The sequence below is a fragment of the Citrobacter farmeri genome, assembly GCF_019048065.1.
GTDB classification, from domain to species: domain Bacteria; phylum Pseudomonadota; class Gammaproteobacteria; order Enterobacterales; family Enterobacteriaceae; genus Citrobacter_A; species Citrobacter_A farmeri.
In genome coordinates this window covers 2417653-2439344 of sequence record NZ_CP077291.1, presented here as the reverse complement: position 1 = coordinate 2439344, position 21692 = coordinate 2417653, and the positions used below count along the sequence as shown (strand labels likewise).

Genomic DNA, 21692 nt, shown 5'->3' with positions numbered 1-21692 from the left:
CGAGCTGACGCCGCGCGTTTAGCTAACTGATTTTATTTTCTGGTTTGCTGCTTCCGGCAAGCCCAAAGGATTATATTCTCAAGCAGGAGAAGCATCATGTTTTACTGGATTTTATTAGGCCTGGCGATTGCCGCTGAAATTACTGGCACACTGTCGATGAAATGGGCAAGCGTGAGCGATGGCAACAGCGGATTTATTTTAATGCTGGTGATGATCGCAGCCTCGTATATTTTTCTCTCTTTTGCCGTTAAAAAAATCGCCCTCGGTGTGGCTTACGCACTGTGGGAAGGTATCGGTATTTTATTTATTACGTTGTTTAGCGTGCTGTTATTTGATGAGTCGCTGTCGGCCATGAAAATTGCCGGTCTGGCGACGCTGGTACTGGGGATTGTGTTGATCAAATCCGGTACCCGCAAGTCGCGCCAGAGCGCGAAAGAGGTGACGCATGCAACAGTTTGAATGGGTTCACGCTGCGTGGTTGGGTGTATCGATCGTTCTGGAAATTATCGCCAACGTCTTTTTAAAATTTTCTGACGGCTTTCGACGCAAATTCTACGGCATCCTCTCGCTGGTCGCGGTTCTCGCCGCGTTCAGTGCACTGTCTCAGGCGGTAAAAGGCATCGATCTGTCCGTGGCCTATGCGCTATGGGGTGGGTTTGGTATCGCTGCGACGCTAGCCGCCGGATGGATACTGTTTGGTCAGCGCCTGAATCATAAGGGCTGGATCGGCGTCATACTGCTGCTGGCCGGTATGGTGATGATTAAGCTTGCCTGATGTTCCGCTGCCCGCACCTTGCGGGCAGCACGATTAACCTTATTGCTCTGCGGCCAGCGCATCCAGCTTTTCACGAAAACCAGTCACCGAAATAGCCCGGTTATCCGCGCGCCAACGATCTTTCGCCGCCGGGGCGGAGCTTTGAACGCCGATTAATTGCCAGCCATCTTCTGTTTTCAGCATCAGCGGCGAACCGCTGTCGCCTGGCAGAGTGTCACATTGATGTGACAACACCGAATTTTGCGCCCAACCGGTGACAATGCAATCCTGATGAGAATAGAGCGTATCCAGATGATCTTCCGGGTATCCCGACTGTGTGACCTTGCGCCCGGCATCTTTAAGGGCGGCGGTCAGTGCGGCTTTGTCCCCCTCAAAAAGCGGTAACGGTGTGATGCCGGAAGGGGGATAGCGCAGAACGATCAGGCCAAAATCCCACGGTGCGGCCGCTGGCGGCACGATCCAGCCATCGCCATCGGGCTTCAGACGTTTTCCCAGACCAGGATCCACGCGTCCTTCAATTCCGTGAATTTCATAACGCCAGAGACCTTTTCTGGAGACAAAACGCAAAGCCACGGCTTTATCCGGTCTACCTTTAGGTGGCGTTAATAAGCAGTGTCCGGCGGTAAGCGCCAGATGCGGAGAGATCAGCGTGGCAGTACACAGATTTCCGCTGGCGGTTTCCAGTTGTCCGATGGCATCCCACGGCGATTGTGTGGGATCGCTCACGGGCACGCGATCGTCCTGACCAAAAAATAACGTTTTGACTTCACTGGTCCCGGTATCCGCGTCAGGCTTATCCGCGTGCGCAATATCCGATGAAAAGCACAACGAACCCAGTAATACAGCAACGGTTTTACGCATATCACACTCTGTGTGGGTAATTATGATTATTAAAAGAGAACCCTCAGTAATTACTATAGACGTAACGGCAGGAAAGTGAGAGCAAAATCAGAGTACTACGATCAGGAAAGATAAAAGCGGGCGGCAATGAGCGCACATAAAATAAGCGTGATAAGGATGAACTCAAAGCGATAACGGCGCACCTTGTCGCCCTCCGAAAAAGGCGGCGCTAAACCGTGAAAGCGTTTAGCGCCGTTGAGTAATGGCGCGAGGGGACGCGCCAGTTTACAGATTCAGGACTTAAGCTGCCGGTTGAGCGGCTGGCTTAGCGGCCGGCTTCGCGGTGTGTTTCCTGGTGTGTTTTTTAGCAGCTTGCGCTTTTTGTTCCGGAGCTTTCTGCTCAGTAGTGGCTTTGGCTTTTTTCGGGTGTTTTTTAGCGGCCTGCGCTTTTTGTTCTGGCGCCTTTTGGGTGGTCGCTTTGTGATGTTTTTTGTGGTGCATGGTTTTTGCCGGAGCCGCTTTTGCAGCAGGAGCGGCAGCCGGTGCAGTTGTCGTAGTGTCAGCTGCAAACGCAGCAGATGACAGACCCATAGCAGCGGCAACAACCAGAGCTAATACTTTTTTCATTCTCATACCCTCGATTTGGTTTTTCATTCAACCCCACTGCGGGGCCGTTGAAATAACTATATCGCTGGGTGATAAGTGCTTCCGTGAGTCATTGGTTTCGGCGTGTAACGATATGTACAATGCCGGGCGCAGCGGCCCGGCAAGGCGGTTTACAGATAGCGAGATTCCAGGTGCGCGCGAAAATGGCGACTGCTCAGCGCTTCTCCGGTGGCCTGCGCGATCAACTGCTCAGTGGTAAAGCGACTGCCGTGCTGCCAGATGTTCTGCCGCAGCCAGTCGAACAGTGCGCTGAAATCACCGCCGGCAATCTGCTGGCGTAGACCCGGCAACGCACGATTCGCCGCGCTGAACAACTGTGCGGCGTACATCGCGCCCAGCGTGTACGACGGGAAGTAACCAAACCCGCCGTCGGTCCAGTGGATATCCTGCATACAGCCGTCTCGATAGTTCTCTTTTGTTGACAGGCCCAGCCATGCCTGCATTTTTTCGTCCCACAGCGCCGGAATATCGTCGACCTCGATGTCGCCATTGATTAGTGCCCGTTCAATCTCATAGCGCAGAATGACGTGTGCCGGATAGCTGACTTCATCGGCATCTACGCGGATAAACCCAGGCTTCACTCGCTGGTTCCAGGCAATGAAGTTGTGCTCTTCAAAGGCGGCCTGATCGCCAAAATGACGCTTCACGGCGGGTAGCAGCCGCTGTAAGAACGCATTGCTGCGGCCCACCTGCATTTCAAAAAACAGGCTCTGGGATTCGTGGATCGCAGTAGAACGGGCAAGGGCGATCGGTTGACCCAGCCAGTTACGCGGCAGGTTTTGCTCATAGCGGGCGTGCCCGGTTTCGTGGATCACGCCAAACAGCGCGCTGAGTAATTCGTTTTCGTCATAGCGCGTTGTAATACGCACATCTTCCGGCACGCCGCCGCAGAACGGATGGGCGCTGATATCCAGACGACCGGCATTGAAATCGAAACCGAGTGCAGACATCGTCTCCAGCCCCAGTTCGCGCTGAACGGCAGTCGGGAAGGGGCCGACAGGGGCAAGCAGCGGCTGGCGCGACTGTCGCTCCACCACGCGGTTGAGTAGGTCCGGCAGCCATGATTTGAGATCGGCAAACAGTCCATCCAGTTGTGCACTGGTCATTTCTGGCTCATAAATATCCAGCAGCGCATCATACGGCGAGCAACCTTTGACCTCCGCACGCAGTCTGGCCTCCTCGCGGCTCAGTTTCACCACCTCTCGCAGATTCGCCGAAAACCCTTGCCAGTCATTGGCAGGGCGCTGACTGCGCCAGGCGTGCTCGCAGCGGCTTCCAGCGAGGGATTTCGCCTCCACCAGCGACTCCGGTAACAATGCGGCCTGGGTATGCAGCCGCGTCATTTCCCGCAGATTGGCCTGCTCCACATCATTGAGGTCCTCCTGAGTGGCCGCGGCAAGCCATTGCGCTACTTTCGGCTCGGTCAGGATTTGATGTTCCAGCACGCTCAGTTCGGCCAGCGCTTCACCACGCGCCGCGCTGCCGCCTGGCGGCATCATGGCGAACATATCCCAACTGGCGATGGCGGAAAGGTGAGAGAAGCGGGAGAGCCGCAGGAAGGTCCGGGTAAGTTGTTGATAGCTTTTGTTATCCATGTAACCTCTTCGACGAAACAGGCAGGTTGAGTTCCCCCACCATAATGGGTAGTTATGTTTATCGATAGCCTTTTTTATAGTAGCTGACGGGAACATCAAACCCGTCCAATAAAAATAAACACACACAGCAAAATGAATCCACTCCACTGGGTTGTCTTTGCTCTTCTGGCACTGGATGCCGTCAGAGAATTGATGGGGTATTCATCAATCTTAGGAATTTGGTAACCGCTGTTGGTCGAGAGGCGAAAAGCCCGGTGAGATCCGGGCTTTTCTTTCAGACTAGACGTGAAGACGATGGTGCAGTCGGGTACCGACCAGAATGGCCAGTACCAGCATAATCGCGATAAACCCCCCGACGCCATTCCAGCCATAGTTATGCCAGAACACACCGCCGAGCGTACCGGCGATACTCGATCCCAGATAGTAGCTGAACAGATACAGCGAAGAGGCCTGGCCTTTCGCCCGACGAGCGCGCGGGCCAATCCAGCTACTGGCGACCGAGTGGGCACCAAAGAATCCCGCCGAGAAGAGCAGCATGCCGGCGAAAATCAGCCATAGCGAGCTGAATAAAGTCATTAGCAGACCGACAAGCATTACGGCGGTAGAAAAGAGCATCACCGGACCGCGCCCATAGCGCACCGTCATCGAACCGGCTTTCGGCGAACTCCAGGTCCCGGTCAGATAGGCGACGGAAAGCAGACCGACCACGGCCTGGCTGAGTTCCCACGGTGAAAGCATCAGGCGATAGCCAATATAGTTAAACAGGGTGACAAACGACCCCATCAGCAGAAAGCCTTCCGCAAACAATAGCGGCAACCCCTGGTCGCGCCAGTGGAGTCGAAAGTTAATGAACAGCGTTTTGGGGCGCAGCGATGTGGGGCGGAAATGGCGCGATTCGGGCAAAATTTTCCAGAACATCAGGGCCGATGCCAGCGCGAAGCAGCCAATGGCGGCCAGCGCAATGCGCCAGCTAAAGAAATCCGTAAATACACCGCTAATCAGACGTCCGCTCATTCCACCAATCGAGTTACCGCTGATGTACAGTCCCATAGAGAACGCGACAAAACTGGGGTGGATCTCCTCGCTCAGATAGGTCATTCCGACCGCCGCTACGCCGCTGAGCGAAAGGCCAATCAGCGCACGCATCACCAGAATGCCGTGCCAACTGGTCATCATCGTCGAGAGCAATGTACAGCAGGAGGCGAGCAGCAGGGCAGTCACCATTACCGGCTTACGCCCGATGGCATCCGACAGCGGGCCGGTAAACAGCAGGCCAACGGCTAACATTCCTGTGGAAATCGACAGTGAAATACTGCTACTGGCAGGCGATACGCCAAACTCATGAGACAGCACTGGCAAAATAGGCTGGACGCAGTACAGCAGGGCGAATGTCGCCAGTCCGGCAGAAAAAAGCGCCAGCGTGACGCGCATAAAGGCAGAGGTACCGCGTTGAATAAACTGAACCGGCTGAGAAATGCGTTGGTCGTCAATATCGCTCGCCGTCGCGTCATTGACTGTAGTAGTACGACTCACTGGAAATCCTTGCGCAACAAACCCGTGTTTTGAGGGGACGGGCATAACCTTATTGATTAGAGTAGGAAAATCTTATTATTCTGTCTAATATATTAATAGTCTCAAATAATACTTTAAAAATATGAATATTGAACTTCGTCACCTTCGCTACTTTGTTGCCGTGGCGGAAGAACTGCATTTTGGGCGTGCCGCGGCCCGCCTGAATATTTCGCAGCCGCCGCTGAGTCAGCAAATTCAGATGCTGGAGCAACAGGTCGGCGCACGTCTGCTCGCACGAACTAACCGCAGCGTTGCGCTGACCGCCGCAGGGAAGCAATTTCTCGCGGACAGTCGACAGATCCTTGGATTGGTCAATGACGCCGCCGCCCGTGCGGAGCGTCTGCATCAGGGGGAGGCCGGGGAACTGCGCATCGGCTTTACCTCGTCAGCGCCGTTTATCCGCGCGGTGTCTGATACCCTGTCACTGTTCCGGCAGCAATACCCGGATATGCATTTGCAGACCCGTGAGATGAATACCCGCGAACAACTGGCACCGCTGAGCGAAGGGGCATTGGATCTGGGGCTGATGCGCAATACCCAACTGCCGGAGAGTTTACATCATGAGGTTATTTTGCATGAACCGCTGATGGCGATGATCCCCCGGATGTACCCGCTGGCGCAAAAGCCGGTCGTGACGCTGGCTGAACTGGCGAAAGAGCCGTTTGTCTTCTTTGATCCCCATGTCGGAACTGGTCTTTACGACGACATCCTCGGCATGATGCGCCGCTACCAGTTGTCGCCCGTGATTACTCAGGAGGTCGGTGAAGCGATGACGATCATTGGGCTGGTCGCTGCCGGTTTAGGTGTGTCGATACTGCCGGCCTCATTTAAAAAAGTTCAGCTCAATGAAATGTGCTGGGTGCCGATTGCTGAAGAAGATGCCGTCTCGGAAATGTGGCTGGTCTGGTCGGCACATCATGAACAGAGTCAGGCGGCGCTACGCTTTCGTCAGCAGTTAATTCAGGCCGTCAGGTACGCTTAAATTAATTTAATAACGGCTGAAAATGTGCAGTTAATCACACGGCTAAGTAAAAAGTTGACGTTGTGTATTGAAGTGCTTCACCATAGCCCACAGATTATTTCGGAGCGCGAAAATAAAGGGAGTCAGAGGTGGTTGCTGATAGTCAGCCTGGGCACATCGATCAAATAAAGCAGACCAATGCGGGGGCAGTTTATCGCCTGATTGATCAGCTGGGACCGGTATCGCGTATCGATCTTTCGCGTCTTGCACAACTGGCGCCCGCCAGTATCACGAAGATTGTGCGCGAAATGCTGGAAGCGCACCTGGTTCAGGAACTGGAGATTAAAGAAGCCGGTAGTCGCGGACGTCCTGCCGTGGGACTGGTGGTGGAAACAGAAGCCTGGCACTATCTGTCCCTTCGTATCAGTCGTGGGGAAATCTTTCTCGCCCTGCGCGATCTCAGCAGCAAGCTGGTGGTGGAAGACTGTCTTGAACTGCCGCTGAACGACGAGACGCCGCTGTTGGCGCGTATTGTCACGCTGGTCGATCAATTTTTTATTCGCCATCAGCAGAAGCTCGAACGTCTGACCTCTATCGCCATTACGTTGCCCGGCATTATTGATACCGAGAATGGGATCGTACATCGGATGCCGTTTTATGCCGATGTGAAAGAGATGCCGCTCGGTGAAACGCTGGCGCAGCATACCGGTGTGCCGGTCTACATTCAGCATGATATCAGCGCCTGGACGATGGCAGAGGCGCTGTTCGGCGCGTCCCGCGGTGCGCGTGATGTGATTCAGGTGGTCATCGATCATAACGTGGGGGCCGGGGTGATTACCGACGGTCATTTATTGCATGCGGGTAGCAGCAGCCTGGTGGAGATTGGCCACACTCAGGTCGATCCTTATGGAAAACGCTGTTACTGCGGCAACCACGGCTGTCTGGAAACCATTGCCAGCGTCGAAAGCGTACTGGAACTGGCGCAACTGCGACTGGCGCAATCCATGAGCTCCTCGCTCCACGGCCAGCCGCTGACGGTTGATTCGCTGTGTCAGGCGGCGATGCAGGGGGATCTGTTGGCTAAAGACATTATCAGCGGCGTGGGAACGCACGTTGGGCGGATCCTTGCCATTATGGTTAATCTGTTTAATCCGCAAAAAATACTGATTGGATCGCCACTCAGTAAAGCGGCGGATGTGTTATTCCCGGCGATAGCGGACAGCATCCGCCAGCAGGCGCTGCCGGCCTACAGCAAAAATATGGTTGTTGAGAGCACACAGTTCTCTAATCAGGGGACGATGGCGGGTGCCGCGCTGGTAAAAGACGCGATGTATAACGGTTCTTTGTTGATTCGTCTATTACAGGGTTAACATTTTTTAACTGTTCTACCAAAAATTGCGCTAACTCAAGCTGATTCAGCCTGGCATACCTTAGACTTTCTCCACTGTATTATTTTCCTGGCTTATATTTTCGAAGCATAACGGTGGAGTTGGTGATGCTGAAGCGTTTCTTTATTACAGGTACAGACACTTCTGTTGGGAAGACGGTTGTTTCCCGCGCATTGCTGCAAGCGTTAGCGTCGGGGGGAAAAAGCGTTGCGGGATATAAACCGGTCGCGAAGGGCAGTAAAGAGACGCCTGAAGGATTGCGCAACCGGGATGCACTGGTGTTGCAAAGCGTGTCGACGCTGGAATTGCCCTATGAGGCCGTTAACCCCATCGCCCTGAGCGAAGATGAAAGTAGCGTCGCCCACAGCGGCCCGATCAATTACACCTTACTCTCTAACGGGCTGGCTAGCCTGTCCGAAAAGGTTGATCACGTAGTGGTTGAAGGTACCGGCGGCTGGCGCAGCCTGATGAACGATCTGCGTCCGTTGTCCGAATGGGTGGTGCAGGAGCAGTTACCGGTGTTGATGGTGGTAGGTATTCAGGAAGGTTGTATTAACCATGCGCTGCTGACGGCACAGGCGATCGCCAACGACGGCTTACCGCTGATCGGTTGGGTCGCTAATCGTATCAATCCGGGCCTGGCACACTACGCGGAAATTATCGATGTGCTGAGTAAAAAACTGCCGGCACCGTTGATTGGTGAACTGCCTTATTTGCCGCGCGCCGAGCAGCGCGAACTTGGACAGTACATTCGCCTGTCAATGCTGGGTAGCGTGTTGTCGGTAGATAGAATCATGGCTTGATTCACAACCCTAAAACATAATGTGAAACCGGGGAGCCAATGCGCTCCCCGGTTTTTTTGTCGCGTAAAAACCTGTTTTAGCTGTTTTCGTGAATGTTCAGCGCCCGACGGGTACGTCCGGAACTGAGGTAATCGGCGATGTAATCCTGTGAGACCTCGCCATTATAGCGGCCTTCCTCGTCGACAATCGGCATCCAACTGGTATTACTTTCATACAGTCTGGACAGCACAATACGTAGATTATCGTCGGCCTTGCCGGTAACGCGGAAGGGATGAAGGATATCTGCGCAGGTGCCGGTGGCCTGACGCGCCTCACGACGTTTCACAAAACCCAGCGGTTTGCCTTCACCATCCACCACCGTAATGGCACGAATGTCGTTGTCATCCATAATGCCAAAGGCTTCATTCAGCGGCGTGGACGGTTGCGCGGTCAGCGTCGGCTGCCGATCGGTCACGTCACCCGCCGAAACCAGCAGCAGACGCTTAAGCGTGCGGTCCTGACCGACAAATGAACCGACGAAATCGTTGGCCGGTTTGGCCAGCAGCTCATCCGGGCTGGCGCACTGGACGATGCGTCCCTGGCGGAATACGGCAATACGATCGCCGAGTTTCAGCGCCTCATCAATATCATGGCTCACCAGCATCACGGTTTTTTTCAGCGCGCGCTGCATCTCAAGAAACTGATTCTGGATCACTTCGCGGTTGATGGGGTCGACGGCACCAAACGGCTCGTCCATCAGCAGGACCGGCGGATCCGCTGCCAGGGCGCGAATGACGCCAATACGCTGCTGCTGGCCGCCGGACATCTCTTTTGGATAGCGATGCAGAAACTTCTTCGCATCCAATGCCACCATCGCCATCAACTCTTCGGCACGGCTTTTACAGCGGGCTTTGTCCCAGCCCAGCATGCGGGGGACGACCGTAATGTTCTCCTCAATCGTCATGTTAGGAAACAGCCCAATCTGCTGGATCACATAGCCAATGTTGCGGCGCAGAGTGACGGTATCCATTTCATCGGTATTTTCACCGTTAATCAGGATGTTGCCGCTGCCTGGCGTGATCAGGCGGTTAATCATCTTCAGGGTCGTGGTCTTGCCGCAGCCCGATGGCCCCAGCAGAACACACATTTCTCCTTCTGGTACGTTGAGATTAACGTTATCGACGGCCTTTAGCGGCTGACCATTTTTCTGTGAAAATTGTTTGGAGAGGTTTTCCAGTTTTATCATTATCGTATCCCCTTAGGTGTCAGGACGACTTGCAGGCGGTGTAACAGCCAGTCGAGCACAATCGCTAAAAAACAAATCATCACTGCGCCGGCAATCAGCATGCGAATGTCGCTGCCACCGATGCCGTTCAGTAACAGTAATCCCAGACCGCCTGCGCCAATCACCGCGGCAATGGCCATCACGCCGATATTCATGACCACGGCGGTGCGGATACCGCCAAAAATCACCGGCAATGCCATTGGGATCTCAACCCAGCGCAGACGCTGCCAGAAGGTCATACCAATCCCACGACCCGCTTCCCGTAAACCCGGCGCGATGCTGTCCAGCGCAGTATGGGTGTTACGTACGATCGGCAGCAGCGAATAGAGAAAGACGGCGGTAATGGCTGGCAATGCGCCAATTCCATGACCGATCAGCGAAAACAACGGGATCATCAGGCCGAAGAGGGCAATGGAAGGAATCGTCAGCAGCAGCGTGGCGGCACTCAGGACGGGCGTTGCCAGCCATTTGTGGCGGACAATCAGGATCCCCAGCGGCACACCAATCACAATCGCCAGCCCAACCGCCAGCGCCACCAGCCAGAGATGCTGGAACGTGAGCGTCGCCAGATACCCCGCGTTATCGATCATGTAGTGAATCGTCTCCATATGCGCTCCTTACAGCAGGTTCTTTTGTTGCAGAAATTCACGAGCAACCTGCTGAGGTGACTGGTGATCGATATCAACTTTCGCATTCAGCGAGCTGATCACGTCATTATTCAACTGGCCCGAGAGGGTATTAAGCGCCTCGGCAAGCCCCGGGTTGGCCTCCAGCGTGTCTTTACGTACTACAGGCGTGACAGCGTAACTTGGGAAGAAGCCTTTATCATCCTCCAGTACTTTGAGATCGAATCCCCTCACGCGTCCGTCAGTGGTATAGATAAGACCGGCGTCAACAAAGCCATCGCGCACGGCGTTGTAGACCAGTCCGGGGTCCATCTGGCGGATCTGTGGTCGGTCGAGATCCATCTGATAAGCCTGCTGCAACGGCTTCATTCCGTCACTGCGACCGGCAAACTCCAGGTCAAGTCCCAGCAACCAGTTGTTGTCGGGATCGGTCTGGCGGATATGTTCGATTTTCGCCACCATCTCCGACATGGTGTTGATATTTTCCGCTTCGGCGCGCTTGCGCTGCATGGCAAAGGCGTAGGTATTGTTCATCTCTGCGGGTTTGAGCCACACCAGTCCCAGTCTGGCATCAAGGCGTTTCACCGTGTCATACGACGCCTGTGGGCTCATGCGCTCATTAATGTGATTGAAAATAATCAGCGAGGTGCCGGTGTATTCCCACGTCATATCAATCTGTTTATTGATCATTGCATTACGTGAGATCACCGTGGCGATGTTGGTCTGCGGCTGAACCTGAAATCCCTTTTTCTGCAGATACTGAACGGTCATGGCCGAGAGGATGTGCTGCTCGGTAAAGCTTTTGGTGGCGAGAATAAGGGGGGCGGCCTGGGCCTGCGTACTAATGAACAGCGTCGCAGCGAGCCATCCCAGCCATTTTTTCTTGAAATTCATATAGCGCTCCTTGTTGTTCTTATCATTGTCATCAGGCTGTGTGTGGGCTCAGGGCACGCCCAAGCCAGGCGAGCAGGCTGTCGAGGATCAGGGCGAAAAGCGCGGTGGCGGTGGCCCCCAGGATCAATGTCGGGAAGTCGTTAAGATAGATGCCAGGGAAAATCAGCTCGCCGTAGCTGCTGGCGCCAATCAGAAACGCCAGTGGGGCGGTGCCAACATTAATCGCTGTGGCGATACGGATCCCGGAAAGCATCACCGGCCAGGCATTGGGAATTTCCACCTGACACAACCGCTGCCATTTCGTCATACCGATGCCGTTTGCCGCTTCAATCAGTGACGGCGGGACAGAACTCAGTCCGGCATACGTGTTACGCACAATCGGCAGCAGCGACGCCAGAAACAAAGCAACGATAGCAGGCATGTCGCCAATGCCGATAATCACCATCGCCAGGGCGAGAACGGCCAGCGGAGGTAACGTGTTGCCAATATTGAAGATCTGCATGGCATATTCGGCAACGCCACGGGCTGCGGGGCGACTGAGCAGAATGCCGCCTGAAATACCAACCAACAGGGCGAAGAACATTGAGGTAAAGACTAATATCAGATGCTGTTGACCGAGATAGAGCAAATCGACCTGACGCGATTTCAGCGTGTCGACGCCAATTCCCCAGAGCAGCAGCGCCAGTAGCAGAATGATGACAAAACCATACCCCAGCACGCGTTTTAACGTGGATGTGTGCATTGCAGTGTGTCTCCCTGTTTGCATGCGTTATGGCGGCGAATAATCGTCGCATGTTGTTATGCCATGTATCGGCAGGGTGTTTTGAGCTATAGCAACAGGGTGGGAAGGATTCCAGCGGGAAGGCAAATTAGATTCGCAGACGATTAATCGCTAAAAGCGATTTGGCCTTATGCCGTAAAGGATAAGCAGGGTATGTAAAGAATTGTCTTAAAAACAGAGATAAAAAGTGACACCGTAACAACCAGGAAAAGCGCAGGTATCAGAAAAGGCAGGAAAAACCTGCCTTCGAGGGTTAACGGTATAGCGGTTTTTCCGCAACGGGAGTCAGTAACTGAGACTGCCATTTTGCCAGGGTCAGGCGGGCCAGTTCACCGAGAGCCTGATAAAAAGGATGATCGGCATTCTCAATGAAAAGGTCCAGAAAGCGGGACGACCAGGGAAACAGATGCCATGCCAGCAGCTGCTCGCATTCGCTGTGTCGGCCACTTTCTGCCAGCCACGCCGCCATCAGCAGTAACGAGCCGAAATGATCTTCGGGTTCATTTTGCGCCGCTTCAACGTGAATTCCGTTGTCGCGCATCCATTGACGCAGGGCCAGGGTGGACTCGCCAAACAGGACATTTTCACGATCCAGCCAGACCGATCCCCAGGGTGGCGACGGTAATGCATACGGCCCCACGAACAGGCGCTGGAACGCTTCGGAAAGGGATTCATTGCTGGCGCGTTTAAAGTCTGTCGCCAGCGGGGCCAGTGTTTCCGCTGCCAGCGGCCATTGTGACTGCCAGTCGTCAGAGGTTAACGCTGACACCAGCGGGGTGGCTTCGGTGCTGTCGGGCGCATAGTAAAACAGTGCCCCCAGCACGCGTGCCGTCATCGCAAAATCATCACGTTGAGTAAAATCAGTCATCTGAAACATCCTGAAAAGTGCGGGTTTCCCCGCACGAATTTGTTAACCTGCTACCGCCATACCGACGGACATATGCAGGCCATAAAACAGGCCACGCCCTATTATTTCGCCGCCAAGCACGAGCAGGAGCCCCAGCAACAACCCGGCGACATGCGGTTCTTTACGGCGCACCAGCGGGCAGATCCAGCAGCCCAGCCCGGCGGCAAGCAGCACCACGCGCCATACCTGTAGAGAGGCGTAATCCGGCACCAGCGCAGAGGCCTGCTGAACCGAACTGTGAATTGTTGCCAGCGACATACCTTGCAGAACAATGACCGCCACGCTGATCAGTAGCGCCAGCACGCTGATACTGGCAAACAGGGTTCCATTAAAGGTGACACGGGAAGCCCGCAGCAGCAATGCCGCGAACAGCGGACCGCTGAGTAACACCGTCATGAAGAACGCCAGCGTCGTATAACCAGTATACCAGGTCGGTACGGTATCGATCAGGTAAACACGGGTCATTGCCCAGACAAAGACGATTCCCAACACCATGGCGACCGACAGCCAGAGTTTTCCCAGCGCGGGCGGCATTTTACCCAGTACGGCGACCAGCCACCAGAGACCTCCCACGGCGAAAAAGACCGAGCCTGCGGCAATTTCATTGCTCAATCCGGATGCGCCAATGCGGTTGAGTGAGTTGAATGCCCGCATCGGCGATCCGAGATGTATGATCGACGCGAGGAATCCCAGGCCCATTACCAGCCAGAGGAAAAACATACTACGAACCAGGCGTTGCCGGGCGGCGGCATCGTCTTTCATTGCAAACCAGCCAGGTCCACACACAATCAACGCGCCCACGACGCACTGACCGAGTACCGTAAACAGCACCAGCGGCCATTCATGCCATCCACTTCCCATCTTACACCTCCTTCGGATTCGCCAGATAACCGGTGGTATCCCCGGTCGGACGGCTGTTGGCATTGGGTTTGATCACAATACTCGGCTTCGTGAAGTGCGCGCCCGGCAGTGGCGCAACGGCCGCCAGCTCACCGTGTTTCTTACGCAGTTCGTCGATGGGGCCGAAATCCAGCGCGCGCAGCGGACAGGACTCGACACAGATCGGTTTCTTACCGTCAGCGACGCGGTCATGACAGCCGTCGCATTTGGTCATGTGGCCTTTGGCCGCGTTGTACTGCGGCGCGCCGTATGGGCAGGCCATGTGGCAGTAGCGGCAGCCGATGCAGACATCTTCATCCACGACCACAAAACCGTCTTCCCGCTTGTGCATCGCGCCGCTCGGACAGACCTTGGTACAGGCCGGGTCTTCGCAGTGGTTGCAGGCAATGGACAGATAGTAAGCAAAAACGTTCTGGTGCCAGACGCCGTTGTCTTCCTGCCAGTCGCCGCCCGCGTATTCATAAATGCGGCGGAAGCTGACATCCGGGGTTAAATCTTTGTAATCTTTACAGGCCAGTTCGCAGGTTTTACACCCGGTGCAACGGCTGGAATCAATAAAAAATCCATACTGGGTTGTCATCGGTTACTCCTTAGACCTTTTCAACCTGAACGAGATTACTGTGCGAAGGATTCCCTTTCGCCAGCGGCGAAGGGCGGTGCGACGTCAGGATGTTGATGGAGCCGCCGTGGTCTACCTGGTCGCCAAACATGTCGGCTTTGAGCCACGCTCCCTGACCAATGGCCGTGACGCCGGGCAAAATACGCGGTGTCACTTTGGCAGGGATCAGCATTTGTCCGTTGTTGTTAAACACCCGGACGGTGTCACCGTGTTGAATCCCGCGTGCGTTGGCATCAATCGGGTTAATCCAGATCTCCTGCGGGCAGGCCTGTTGCAGGACGTCGATGTTGCCATAGCTGGAGTGCGTGCGCGCTTTATAGTGGAACCCGGTGAGCTGCAGCGGGTACGTTTTGCGGATCGGGTCATCCCAACCGTCAAAACCGGGCGTATAGGCAGGCAGAGGATGGATTACCTCATCCTTCTTCAGTTCCCAGGTATCGGCGATAGTGGCCAGTCGCGCAGAGTAAATTTCAATTTTCCCTGACGGTGTTTTCAGCGGGTTAGCGCCTGGATCTTCACGGAACGCGCGGAAGGCGACGTAGTGCTCCTCCGGACATTTTTTCTTGAAGATACCGGTTTGCTTCATCTCTTCGTAATCCGGCATTTCCGGATTGCGCTCTTTGGTCTTCGCATGCAGGTATCTCACCCATTCATGCTGCGAACGTCCTTCGGTGAAGGTCTGGTACACGTCAGGCCCGAGTCGGCGGGCGACCTCGCTGAGCATCCAGTAGATTGGCTTTCTTTCAAACTTCGCTGAAGTTGCGGGCTGACCAAGGATCACATAGCCCATATTGCCGGCGGATTCGTGGGAGATCAGATCTTCCTGTTCTGTCGGCATTAAATCCGGCAGCAGAATATCGCAGTACTTCGCCGACGCCGTCATGAAATGTTCAATGCCGACAATCATTTCGCATTTGCTGTCGTCCTGTAGCACGTCATGGGTATGGGCGATATTCCCGTGCTGGTTAATCAGCGTATTACTGGCGTAGCACCACATGAACTTGATGGGAACATCGAGTTTCTCTTTGCCACGTACGCCGTCGCGTGTGGCGGTCATTTCAGTGCCGTGATCGATAGCGTCGGTCCAGGTGAACACGGAGATCTGCGTTTTCACTGGATTCTCGAGCAGGGAAAACCACTCCACGCCGAGATCCCAGGTGCCTTCACGTACGCCTGAGTTGCCTCCGTTAATGCCGACGTTGCCGGTGAGTACCGACAGCATGGCGATAGCCCGCGCGGTTTGCTCGCCGTTGGAGTGACGCTGGGGTCCCCAGCCCTGACAGATATAAGCCGGTTTCGCCGAGCCAATTTCACGGGCCAGTTGAATGATTTTATCCGCCGGAATACTGGTGATACGGGAAGCCCACTCCGGCGTTTTGGCTATACCGTCCGGACCTTCGCCGAGGATGTACGCCTTGTAGTGCGCATTACGCGGCGCACCGGCAGGCAGGGTGGTTTCATCGTAACCGACGCAATACGTGTCGAGGAACGGCTTATCGACCATATCTTCAGTAATCAACACCCAGGCGATGGCTGCCGCCAGCGCGCCGTCCGTGCCGGGGCGGATGGGCAGCCATTCGTCTTCGCGTCCGGCCGCGGTGTCGTTATAACGTGGATCGATAACGATCATCCGCGCATTGGAACGTTCACGCGCCTGTTCGACGTAATACGTAACACCACCGCCGCTCATGCGGGTTTCCGCGGGGTTGTTGCCAAACATCACCACCAGTTTCGTGTTGGCAATGTCATCAGGGCTGTTGCCATCGTTGCTGCCAAACATGTAGCTCATGGCGGCGCTGATCTGCGCGGTGCTGTAACTGCCGTAACGGCTAAGGTAGCCGCCGCAGGCGTTCATCAGACGGTAAGGAACGTTGGAGTTGGTAATGTTTCCGCCGTCGACGCCAGTGCCGTACAGCACGTGGACCGCCTCGTTGCCATACTCTTTGAGGATCCGCTTCAGGTTGTCGCCGATGGTATCCAGCGCTTCGTCCCAGGAGATGCGCTCAAACTTACCTTCGCCGCGTTTGCCGACGCGTTTCATCGGGTATTTCAGTCTGTCCGGATGGTTCATGCGGCGACGTATTGAGCGGCCGCGCAAGCAGGCACGAACCTGATGGTTGCCGTACTCATCGTTGCCGGTGGTGTCAGACTCCACCCAGTAAACCGTGTCATCTTTAACGTGCAGCCGCAGCAGGCAGCGGCTTCCGCAGTTAACGGTACAGGAACTCCAGACCGCTTTTTCTTCGACTGGCGCAGGTGTCATGCCGTCTGCGGCGCGGGCGATTCGTGTGAAAGGAAGGGTGAAAGCGCTACTGGCAAGTGCAAGGCTGCCAATGGCGGATGATTTCACCAGACTACGGCGACTGATACTGGCCGCCATGAGGCCCTCAGGCGTGGTGATTTTCATGGTTGCTCACTTTGCTAATGTCAAAAACTGACCTGGTTGCGTCCCTGTCTTCGGGAACAGCCATTCCTTTTTTTCTGTATTGATCGGTGTGGTGCAGGCGGTATTGGGCTGATGCCACACCGTCAAACAGATCGTTGTGTATTTTTTTCTATAGCGATATCAGAGACATGCTAAACAGGAATGAATTTTACCCCTTAATGGGTGGGGGTTATTAATCCATATCAAAGTGAGGGAAACCCTCCGTTACCGGAGGGGGAAAAACAGGCGGAATTATTGCGGCTCGGCGTTGGCACCTTCCTGAGAAGGCGTAGTTGCAGGTGCATTACCACTGCTGGTTCGGGTATAGAGAATTTTATGCGTGTCGTTGGCACAGTGACCGACAACCTGTGAGTCCGGTTGGTCAGCCTGATCGTTTGGCACAATACTCAGGGAGAAATTGGTCTCCGGAACGCCGTTATTGATGATGCGCTGCTCAATATCACTCCTGACGCGTTCGCAGGAATCAGGGGCGGCAAAAACCAGCGGGGAGGCGAGCAGCAGGGCGCTTGTCAGTATTCCTCGGGATAATTTCATCATCAGCTCCATTGTTGAGATGCACAGAATAAGCATAGCATTGGTAGTGTAAGCAATTGTCAGTGCCTTCAACCTGTTGAAGAATCTGAAAGATCCCTTTACTTTCCAAAAACACAAACCCCGACGAGGTCAGGGTTTGTGAGAAATCCCCCGCGTCGCCACGGGGGAAGGGACTAGAAGCTGTATTTCAGCCCCAGCATACCTTGCGTATCGCTGTAGCCATTGTCGCCAATCTGCTGGGCGACGTTCCCCCACAGGGTGACGTTTTTCGTCAGTTGACCTTCAACACCAGCTTTCAGTTCAGCTATGTTGCGGCTGCCTTTCACATCGTTGTTGATGTCATCCATCTGCACGCTGTAATTCTGCGTGTTGTGGATCCAGTTGGCTTCGACAAACGGCTGGAAAGTGCGGTCTTTACCGTCATCCATCGCGTTATGCCCCTGCAGGTACGCTTTCACACCCAGGCGGGTTTGCAGATTGCCATCGGTTTTATCCACTACCCGCGTGCCATTTTTCTCAATATGGGTATCGGCCTGCACGTCCATCCAGGTGACCTGGACTTTAGGCTGAATATACAGCGCGTTACGTTCGCTGAATTCGGCCAGTTTCCAGGTATAACCCGTTTCAACAGAGGCGGTAATACCGTCCGAGTCATACTTCTCGGACGCCAGTCCCTGTCCGGAGACGGTGTTGTCGAACCAGTTGTAGAGCATCCATGCATCGACATACGCGCCGGTTTTATCGGCGTCGTTGGCATACCAGGTGCCGTACAGACCGGCGCTGTAGCCGCTGATTTCCCCGCGAGAAGAGTATCCGGTCAGACTGGAATGGCTGCGGCTCTTGCTGTTGGCGTAACCGGCCATCAGACCCAGATGCCAGCGATCGAGACCGTCGGTGCTCCATTGCGCGATATCACCGCCCAGTTGCATCACATAGCGGTTGCTCTGGGTGCTGATTTGCCCGGAACCGTCCTTGAAGCGGTTATGTCCGCCGATGTGGCGCATCCACAGACTGGTGACCTTCTGCTCGCCGGTTAACGCGTCGGTGTACTGGGTTTCCCCCAGACGATCGTGAAGACGGGTGTTGAACAGCGTGTTGGCCGCAAGGGTATTCGCCAGATAGCTGCCGGATTCCGGCCGATACTGATGCTCAACTTCCGAGGCGACAGGCGGTTGTGGAACGGGCTGTTCTGGTGTTTCTGGTGAAGCTGGTGCTGGCTCATCCGGCGGTAACGGATCCGGAATCACCTCGCTGGTCAGGTGCCAGTTCTGGTTGTTCTTTTTGATGATGTTGTAGTCGTAAGCGCCCGCGACGATACGACCTTCTTTTACAAAGGTCCCGTTGGATGCGCCTTCGACTTCAACAATCGGAATGCCTTCCACTGTCTGCGAACCGCCACCGCCGGCGTTGGTGACGCTGACGCGCGTGGTGCCACTGGTATCACCACGAACAACCAGCTTATCGGTCGCCGAAAGGTCATCGCCTAATACGGTACGCAAGGCCAACAGACCATTGTTGCCCGTGTAGTTGCCGTTGATGGTTAACGTGGTCGGGGTAAAGGCCGCTTTCACTCGCGGTGGGGAAGAGAGCGTTGTCGTACCGGCCAGTTCCAGCGAGTTCAGGGTTTGCGAATAGCCATTTAGATCCAGACTGGCGCCGTCATTGACGATGTAATCTGACGCGGCGCTAAATGTATTTTCCGCGCCGGCGCGAAGCGTGCCTCTGGAGACAAGCGTGTTGCCGCTGTAGGTATTGGCCCCGGTCAGCGTGGTCACCCCTGAGCCGACGTGGTTGACTTCACCTGTGCCATAAATCTGAGATGCCAGCAGGAAGTCAGGACTGAAGTGGTTAAAGTTCAGAATCGCGGTTTTTTGACCGTTGGTGTTACCCAGCCAGATTCGTGGTGTGTCAATCTTACCCGCTGCCTGTTCGGCTTCGCCCTGCGCGCCGCCGATATTTAAAATCCCGGTACTGCCGTTGCCATAGGCCAGGCGGATCAACGAGCCGGATTTGACCGTCGCGCCGTTGCTGACGGTGAGATAACCTTTGGCGGTGTTATTGCTTGTGTAAATGCCACCCAGGTTAATTTCCGTAGCAACATCCAGAATTGAGTTTGCCCCGTCTATCCGTACAACCCCTGTACCATCGCCGACGTCAAAGTCGGCTACGCCAAGATAACCAATAAACATATGATTTGCGGAGGAGAGCTTACCGCCGTTGGTAATGACTAATTGACCGTGGCCCCGGAGGCCAACGACGGTCTGGTAATTGGTAATGGAGGAATTCGCGCCGTCAATGGTCACAGCCCCTCTGGCGCCGATGTCGGAATCGCCAATGAGTAAATTATTAAGACCGGTGATTTTACTGCCGTTTAGCACATTCAGCGTACCGGAACCATTACCCAGTCCAAGCTGGATATACCAGTTATTCGTTCTCAAGGTGGCACCATTGGTCAAGGTGACGGTACCGGTCCCCCCGTAACCAATGATAGCCCCTTCGGCAACAAGGACATCCCGACCATCAATAATCAATGTACCGACTCCGGTACTCCCAACGGTTACTGCGCGAACCTGATTCCAGTTACTGCCGGTATTTTCGGTTGAGGAAAGGGTGAGGGAGTCATTATTGTCGATAATGAGATCGCTCGTGATGTCCGTCGGCGGCGTCACGGATAACAGATTGATATTATCCATATTCGCTGCGGCGGCTGTTTGCACTGCGAAAGCAATAGCGATTGCCAGCAGTGATTTCTGGTGGTGCAAATTTTTAATATTCATAATTGTCTCTTCCATAAGAGAGAGCCTGGTATACGAAATAATATTTGTTATGAAGAACAATCTCTTAGTGTATATGATGAGCGAAATACATTTTATAAAAATAAATTATTTTCTCTGAGGTATATTTTATTTGCATGATCTAGCATTGAGAAATGGTTTTATCGACTAATTATTGCGTTCTCCAATAGGTTTTATCTATTTAATATTGCTTTCATTTTCTTATATAAGATCTTAAATGTTTTTTTGCCAGAAACGTATCTTATTAAGGACGTTTAAAATATTAGGAATAGTGCAAATAATTATCCTTATACAAGGAGATAATATGCGCAGAGGATGAGTAATTTTTATTGCAGGCTGAATGACTAATTCGCTAGTCATTTGTCAGGGCATCATTGCTTAAATGCGGCGTGCGTGATGATTTAGGAATTTTGCGAAAATCTAATACACAATTGTTTGATTTCGATCAAATGTCGCATTTGAGATACGTAAAAATTGAGTGCGATTTTCTCAGAATTTTTCCGCCAGGCACTATGCCCGGTTGGCTTCTGTCGTTTTTCGCTTTTCTGGAGTGTAAACGACAGTCTTTGCTACTATGTCTGTAGATCATCCTTTTCTTTCGGGGAACCTGTGAAAAAACAGCTATTTCTTTTTGCACTCTGTACTGCGCTGATGGGATGCGACAACAGCACGGTGCCGCTGTCCTTTACGCCGGAGATGGCCAGTTTCTCTAATGAATTTGACTTTGACCCACTGCGCGGGCCGGTAAAGGACTTTAGCCAGACGTTGCTCAATGAGAAGGGCGAAGTAGCGAAGCGCGTCAACGGCACGCTGTCTGAGGAAGGTTGCTTCGACTCGCTGGAGTTGCACGATCTTGAAAATAATACCGGCGTGGCGCTGGTACTGGATGCGAACTTTTATCGCGATGCCGAAACGCTGGAAAAAAAGGTGCGCCTGCAGGGAAAATGCCAGCTCGCGGAACTGCCTTCAGCCGGCGTTGTCTGGGACACCGATGATAATGGCTTTGTGGTCGCGGCGACGGGAAAAGAGATGAAAGTCCAGTATCGCTATGATGCAGAAGGTTATCCGCTCGGCAAGACCACGGTCAGCAAGGACAAGACGCTATCGGTCAATGCAAAACCCTCGAACGATCCGCGTAAGAAGCTTGATTATACAGCGGTAAGTTCGCTTAACGATCACCCTTTGGGGAATGTTAAGCAAACCTGTGACTATGACAGTCATGCCAATCCCACCGACTGTACGCTGGTGATCGTTGATGAAAGCGTCAAACCCGCGGTCGAGCACAATTACACGATTAAAAATACCATCGATTACTATTAAGATGAC

Annotated in this window: 22 protein-coding genes; 7 read left to right on the top strand and 15 right to left on the bottom strand. The window is 54.0% G+C overall.

What is annotated here, in order from left to right; all coding sequences use genetic code 11:
* Nucleotides 1–93: 93 nt before the first annotated feature.
* Both mdtJ and mdtI read left to right on the top strand, forming a co-directional pair.
* Nucleotides 94–459 carry a multidrug/spermidine efflux SMR transporter subunit MdtJ gene (mdtJ, locus tag I6L53_RS11435; protein WP_125368059.1) on the top strand — a complete coding sequence of 122 codons (366 nt, stop codon included), beginning with the start codon at nucleotides 94–96 and terminating at the stop codon, nucleotides 457–459.
* Nucleotides 446–775, top strand: a complete 330-nt coding sequence (mdtI, locus tag I6L53_RS11430; protein WP_042319165.1) for a multidrug/spermidine efflux SMR transporter subunit MdtI — start codon at nucleotides 446–448, stop codon at nucleotides 773–775. Before mdtJ ends, mdtI begins: the two co-directional genes overlap by 14 nt.
* Before the next feature lie 39 nt (nucleotides 776–814).
* Here the strand turns inward: mdtI and I6L53_RS11425 are convergent, their stop codons facing one another.
* The 4 genes from I6L53_RS11425 to I6L53_RS11410 form a co-directional block, all read right to left on the bottom strand.
* A complete protein-coding gene (locus I6L53_RS11425; protein ID WP_042319164.1) occupies nucleotides 815–1636 on the bottom strand; it encodes a trypsin-like serine peptidase in 822 nt (273 codons plus the stop codon).
* Between the two features lie 101 nt (nucleotides 1637–1737).
* Complete coding sequence (gene ydgU, locus I6L53_RS11420; protein WP_139155879.1) at nucleotides 1738–1818, bottom strand: small membrane protein YdgU; 81 nt, start codon at nucleotides 1816–1818, stop codon at nucleotides 1738–1740.
* 97 nt (nucleotides 1819–1915) lie between these two features.
* A complete protein-coding gene (gene asr, locus I6L53_RS11415) occupies nucleotides 1916–2242 on the bottom strand; it encodes an acid resistance repetitive basic protein Asr (RefSeq protein WP_042320040.1) in 327 nt (108 codons plus the stop codon).
* A 149-nt stretch (nucleotides 2243–2391) separates the two neighbouring features.
* Nucleotides 2392–3876, bottom strand: coding sequence for a carboxypeptidase M32 (locus I6L53_RS11410; RefSeq protein ID WP_042319162.1), 1485 nt, complete (start codon nucleotides 3874–3876; stop codon nucleotides 2392–2394).
* A 132-nt stretch (nucleotides 3877–4008) separates the two neighbouring features.
* Here I6L53_RS11410 and I6L53_RS23820 point away from each other — a divergent pair, with 132 nt between their 5' ends.
* A complete protein-coding gene (locus tag I6L53_RS23820; protein ID WP_216525544.1) occupies nucleotides 4009–4101 on the top strand; it encodes a KPN_01571 family protein in 93 nt (30 codons plus the stop codon).
* A 54-nt stretch (nucleotides 4102–4155) separates the two neighbouring features.
* Here the strand turns inward: I6L53_RS23820 and I6L53_RS11400 are convergent, their stop codons facing one another.
* Nucleotides 4156–5409, bottom strand: coding sequence for an MFS transporter (locus I6L53_RS11400; protein ID WP_042319160.1), 1254 nt, complete (start codon nucleotides 5407–5409; stop codon nucleotides 4156–4158).
* 121 nt (nucleotides 5410–5530) lie between these two features.
* On the opposite strand from I6L53_RS11400, the gene I6L53_RS11395 reads away from it, so the two are divergent.
* The 3 genes from I6L53_RS11395 (at nucleotide 5531) to bioD (ending at nucleotide 8600) form a co-directional block, all read left to right on the top strand.
* Entirely contained in the window at nucleotides 5531–6430 is a 900-nt protein-coding gene (locus tag I6L53_RS11395; RefSeq protein ID WP_042319159.1) for a LysR family transcriptional regulator, read from the top strand.
* Nucleotides 6431–6558: 128 nt separating this feature from the next.
* Nucleotides 6559–7779, top strand: coding sequence for a sugar metabolism global transcriptional regulator Mlc (mlc, locus tag I6L53_RS11390; protein WP_042319158.1), 1221 nt, complete (start codon nucleotides 6559–6561; stop codon nucleotides 7777–7779).
* 125 nt (nucleotides 7780–7904) lie between these two features.
* Nucleotides 7905–8600, top strand: coding sequence for a dethiobiotin synthase (bioD, locus tag I6L53_RS11385; protein WP_094465417.1), 696 nt, complete (start codon nucleotides 7905–7907; stop codon nucleotides 8598–8600).
* Between the two features lie 76 nt (nucleotides 8601–8676).
* Here the strand turns inward: bioD and osmV are convergent, their stop codons facing one another.
* The 10 genes from osmV to I6L53_RS11335 form a co-directional block, all read right to left on the bottom strand.
* Nucleotides 8677–9825 carry an osmoprotectant ABC transporter ATP-binding protein OsmV gene (osmV, locus tag I6L53_RS11380; RefSeq protein WP_042319157.1) on the bottom strand — a complete coding sequence of 383 codons (1149 nt, stop codon included), beginning with the start codon at nucleotides 9823–9825 and terminating at the stop codon, nucleotides 8677–8679.
* The gene (gene osmW, locus I6L53_RS11375; protein ID WP_042319156.1) at nucleotides 9825–10472 is read right to left on the bottom strand and encodes an osmoprotectant ABC transporter permease OsmW; all 648 of its coding nucleotides are present in this window, start codon (nucleotides 10470–10472) and stop codon (nucleotides 9825–9827) included. The genes osmV and osmW overlap by 1 nt, the downstream gene beginning before the upstream one ends.
* A 9-nt stretch (nucleotides 10473–10481) precedes the next feature.
* A complete protein-coding gene (gene osmX, locus I6L53_RS11370) occupies nucleotides 10482–11384 on the bottom strand; it encodes an osmoprotectant ABC transporter substrate-binding protein OsmX (protein WP_042319155.1) in 903 nt (300 codons plus the stop codon).
* 31 nt (nucleotides 11385–11415) lie between these two features.
* Nucleotides 11416–12126 carry an osmoprotectant ABC transporter permease OsmY gene (gene osmY, locus I6L53_RS11365; RefSeq protein ID WP_042319154.1) on the bottom strand — a complete coding sequence of 237 codons (711 nt, stop codon included), beginning with the start codon at nucleotides 12124–12126 and terminating at the stop codon, nucleotides 11416–11418.
* Between the two features lie 292 nt (nucleotides 12127–12418).
* Nucleotides 12419–13033, bottom strand: coding sequence for a Tat proofreading chaperone DmsD (gene dmsD / locus I6L53_RS11360; RefSeq protein ID WP_042319152.1), 615 nt, complete (start codon nucleotides 13031–13033; stop codon nucleotides 12419–12421).
* Nucleotides 13034–13075: 42 nt separating this feature from the next.
* Nucleotides 13076–13933 (bottom strand): dimethyl sulfoxide reductase anchor subunit family protein, encoded by an 858-nt coding sequence (locus I6L53_RS11355; RefSeq protein ID WP_042319150.1) that lies wholly within the window; start codon nucleotides 13931–13933, stop codon nucleotides 13076–13078.
* Between the two features lies 1 nt (nucleotide 13934).
* Entirely contained in the window at nucleotides 13935–14552 is a 618-nt protein-coding gene (gene dmsB, locus I6L53_RS11350; RefSeq protein WP_042319148.1) for a dimethylsulfoxide reductase iron-sulfur subunit DmsB, read from the bottom strand.
* 10 nt (nucleotides 14553–14562) lie between these two features.
* On the bottom strand, nucleotides 14563–16998 hold the full coding sequence (gene ynfF / locus I6L53_RS11345; RefSeq protein ID WP_042319146.1) for a selenate/tellurate reductase subunit YnfF: 2436 nt from the start codon (nucleotides 16996–16998) through the stop codon (nucleotides 14563–14565).
* 270 nt (nucleotides 16999–17268) lie between these two features.
* Nucleotides 17269–17574: a DUF1161 domain-containing protein gene (locus I6L53_RS11340; protein ID WP_084196588.1), complete on the bottom strand. Its 306-nt coding sequence runs from the start codon at nucleotides 17572–17574 to the stop codon at nucleotides 17269–17271.
* Between the two features lie 170 nt (nucleotides 17575–17744).
* Nucleotides 17745–20348 (bottom strand): autotransporter outer membrane beta-barrel domain-containing protein, encoded by a 2604-nt coding sequence (locus I6L53_RS11335; protein WP_084196587.1) that lies wholly within the window; start codon nucleotides 20346–20348, stop codon nucleotides 17745–17747.
* Between the two features lie 669 nt (nucleotides 20349–21017).
* On the opposite strand from I6L53_RS11335, the gene I6L53_RS11330 reads away from it, so the two are divergent.
* Nucleotides 21018–21686, top strand: a complete 669-nt coding sequence (locus I6L53_RS11330; protein WP_217437725.1) for a YnfC family lipoprotein — start codon at nucleotides 21018–21020, stop codon at nucleotides 21684–21686.
* Nucleotides 21687–21692: the final 6 nt, after the last annotated feature.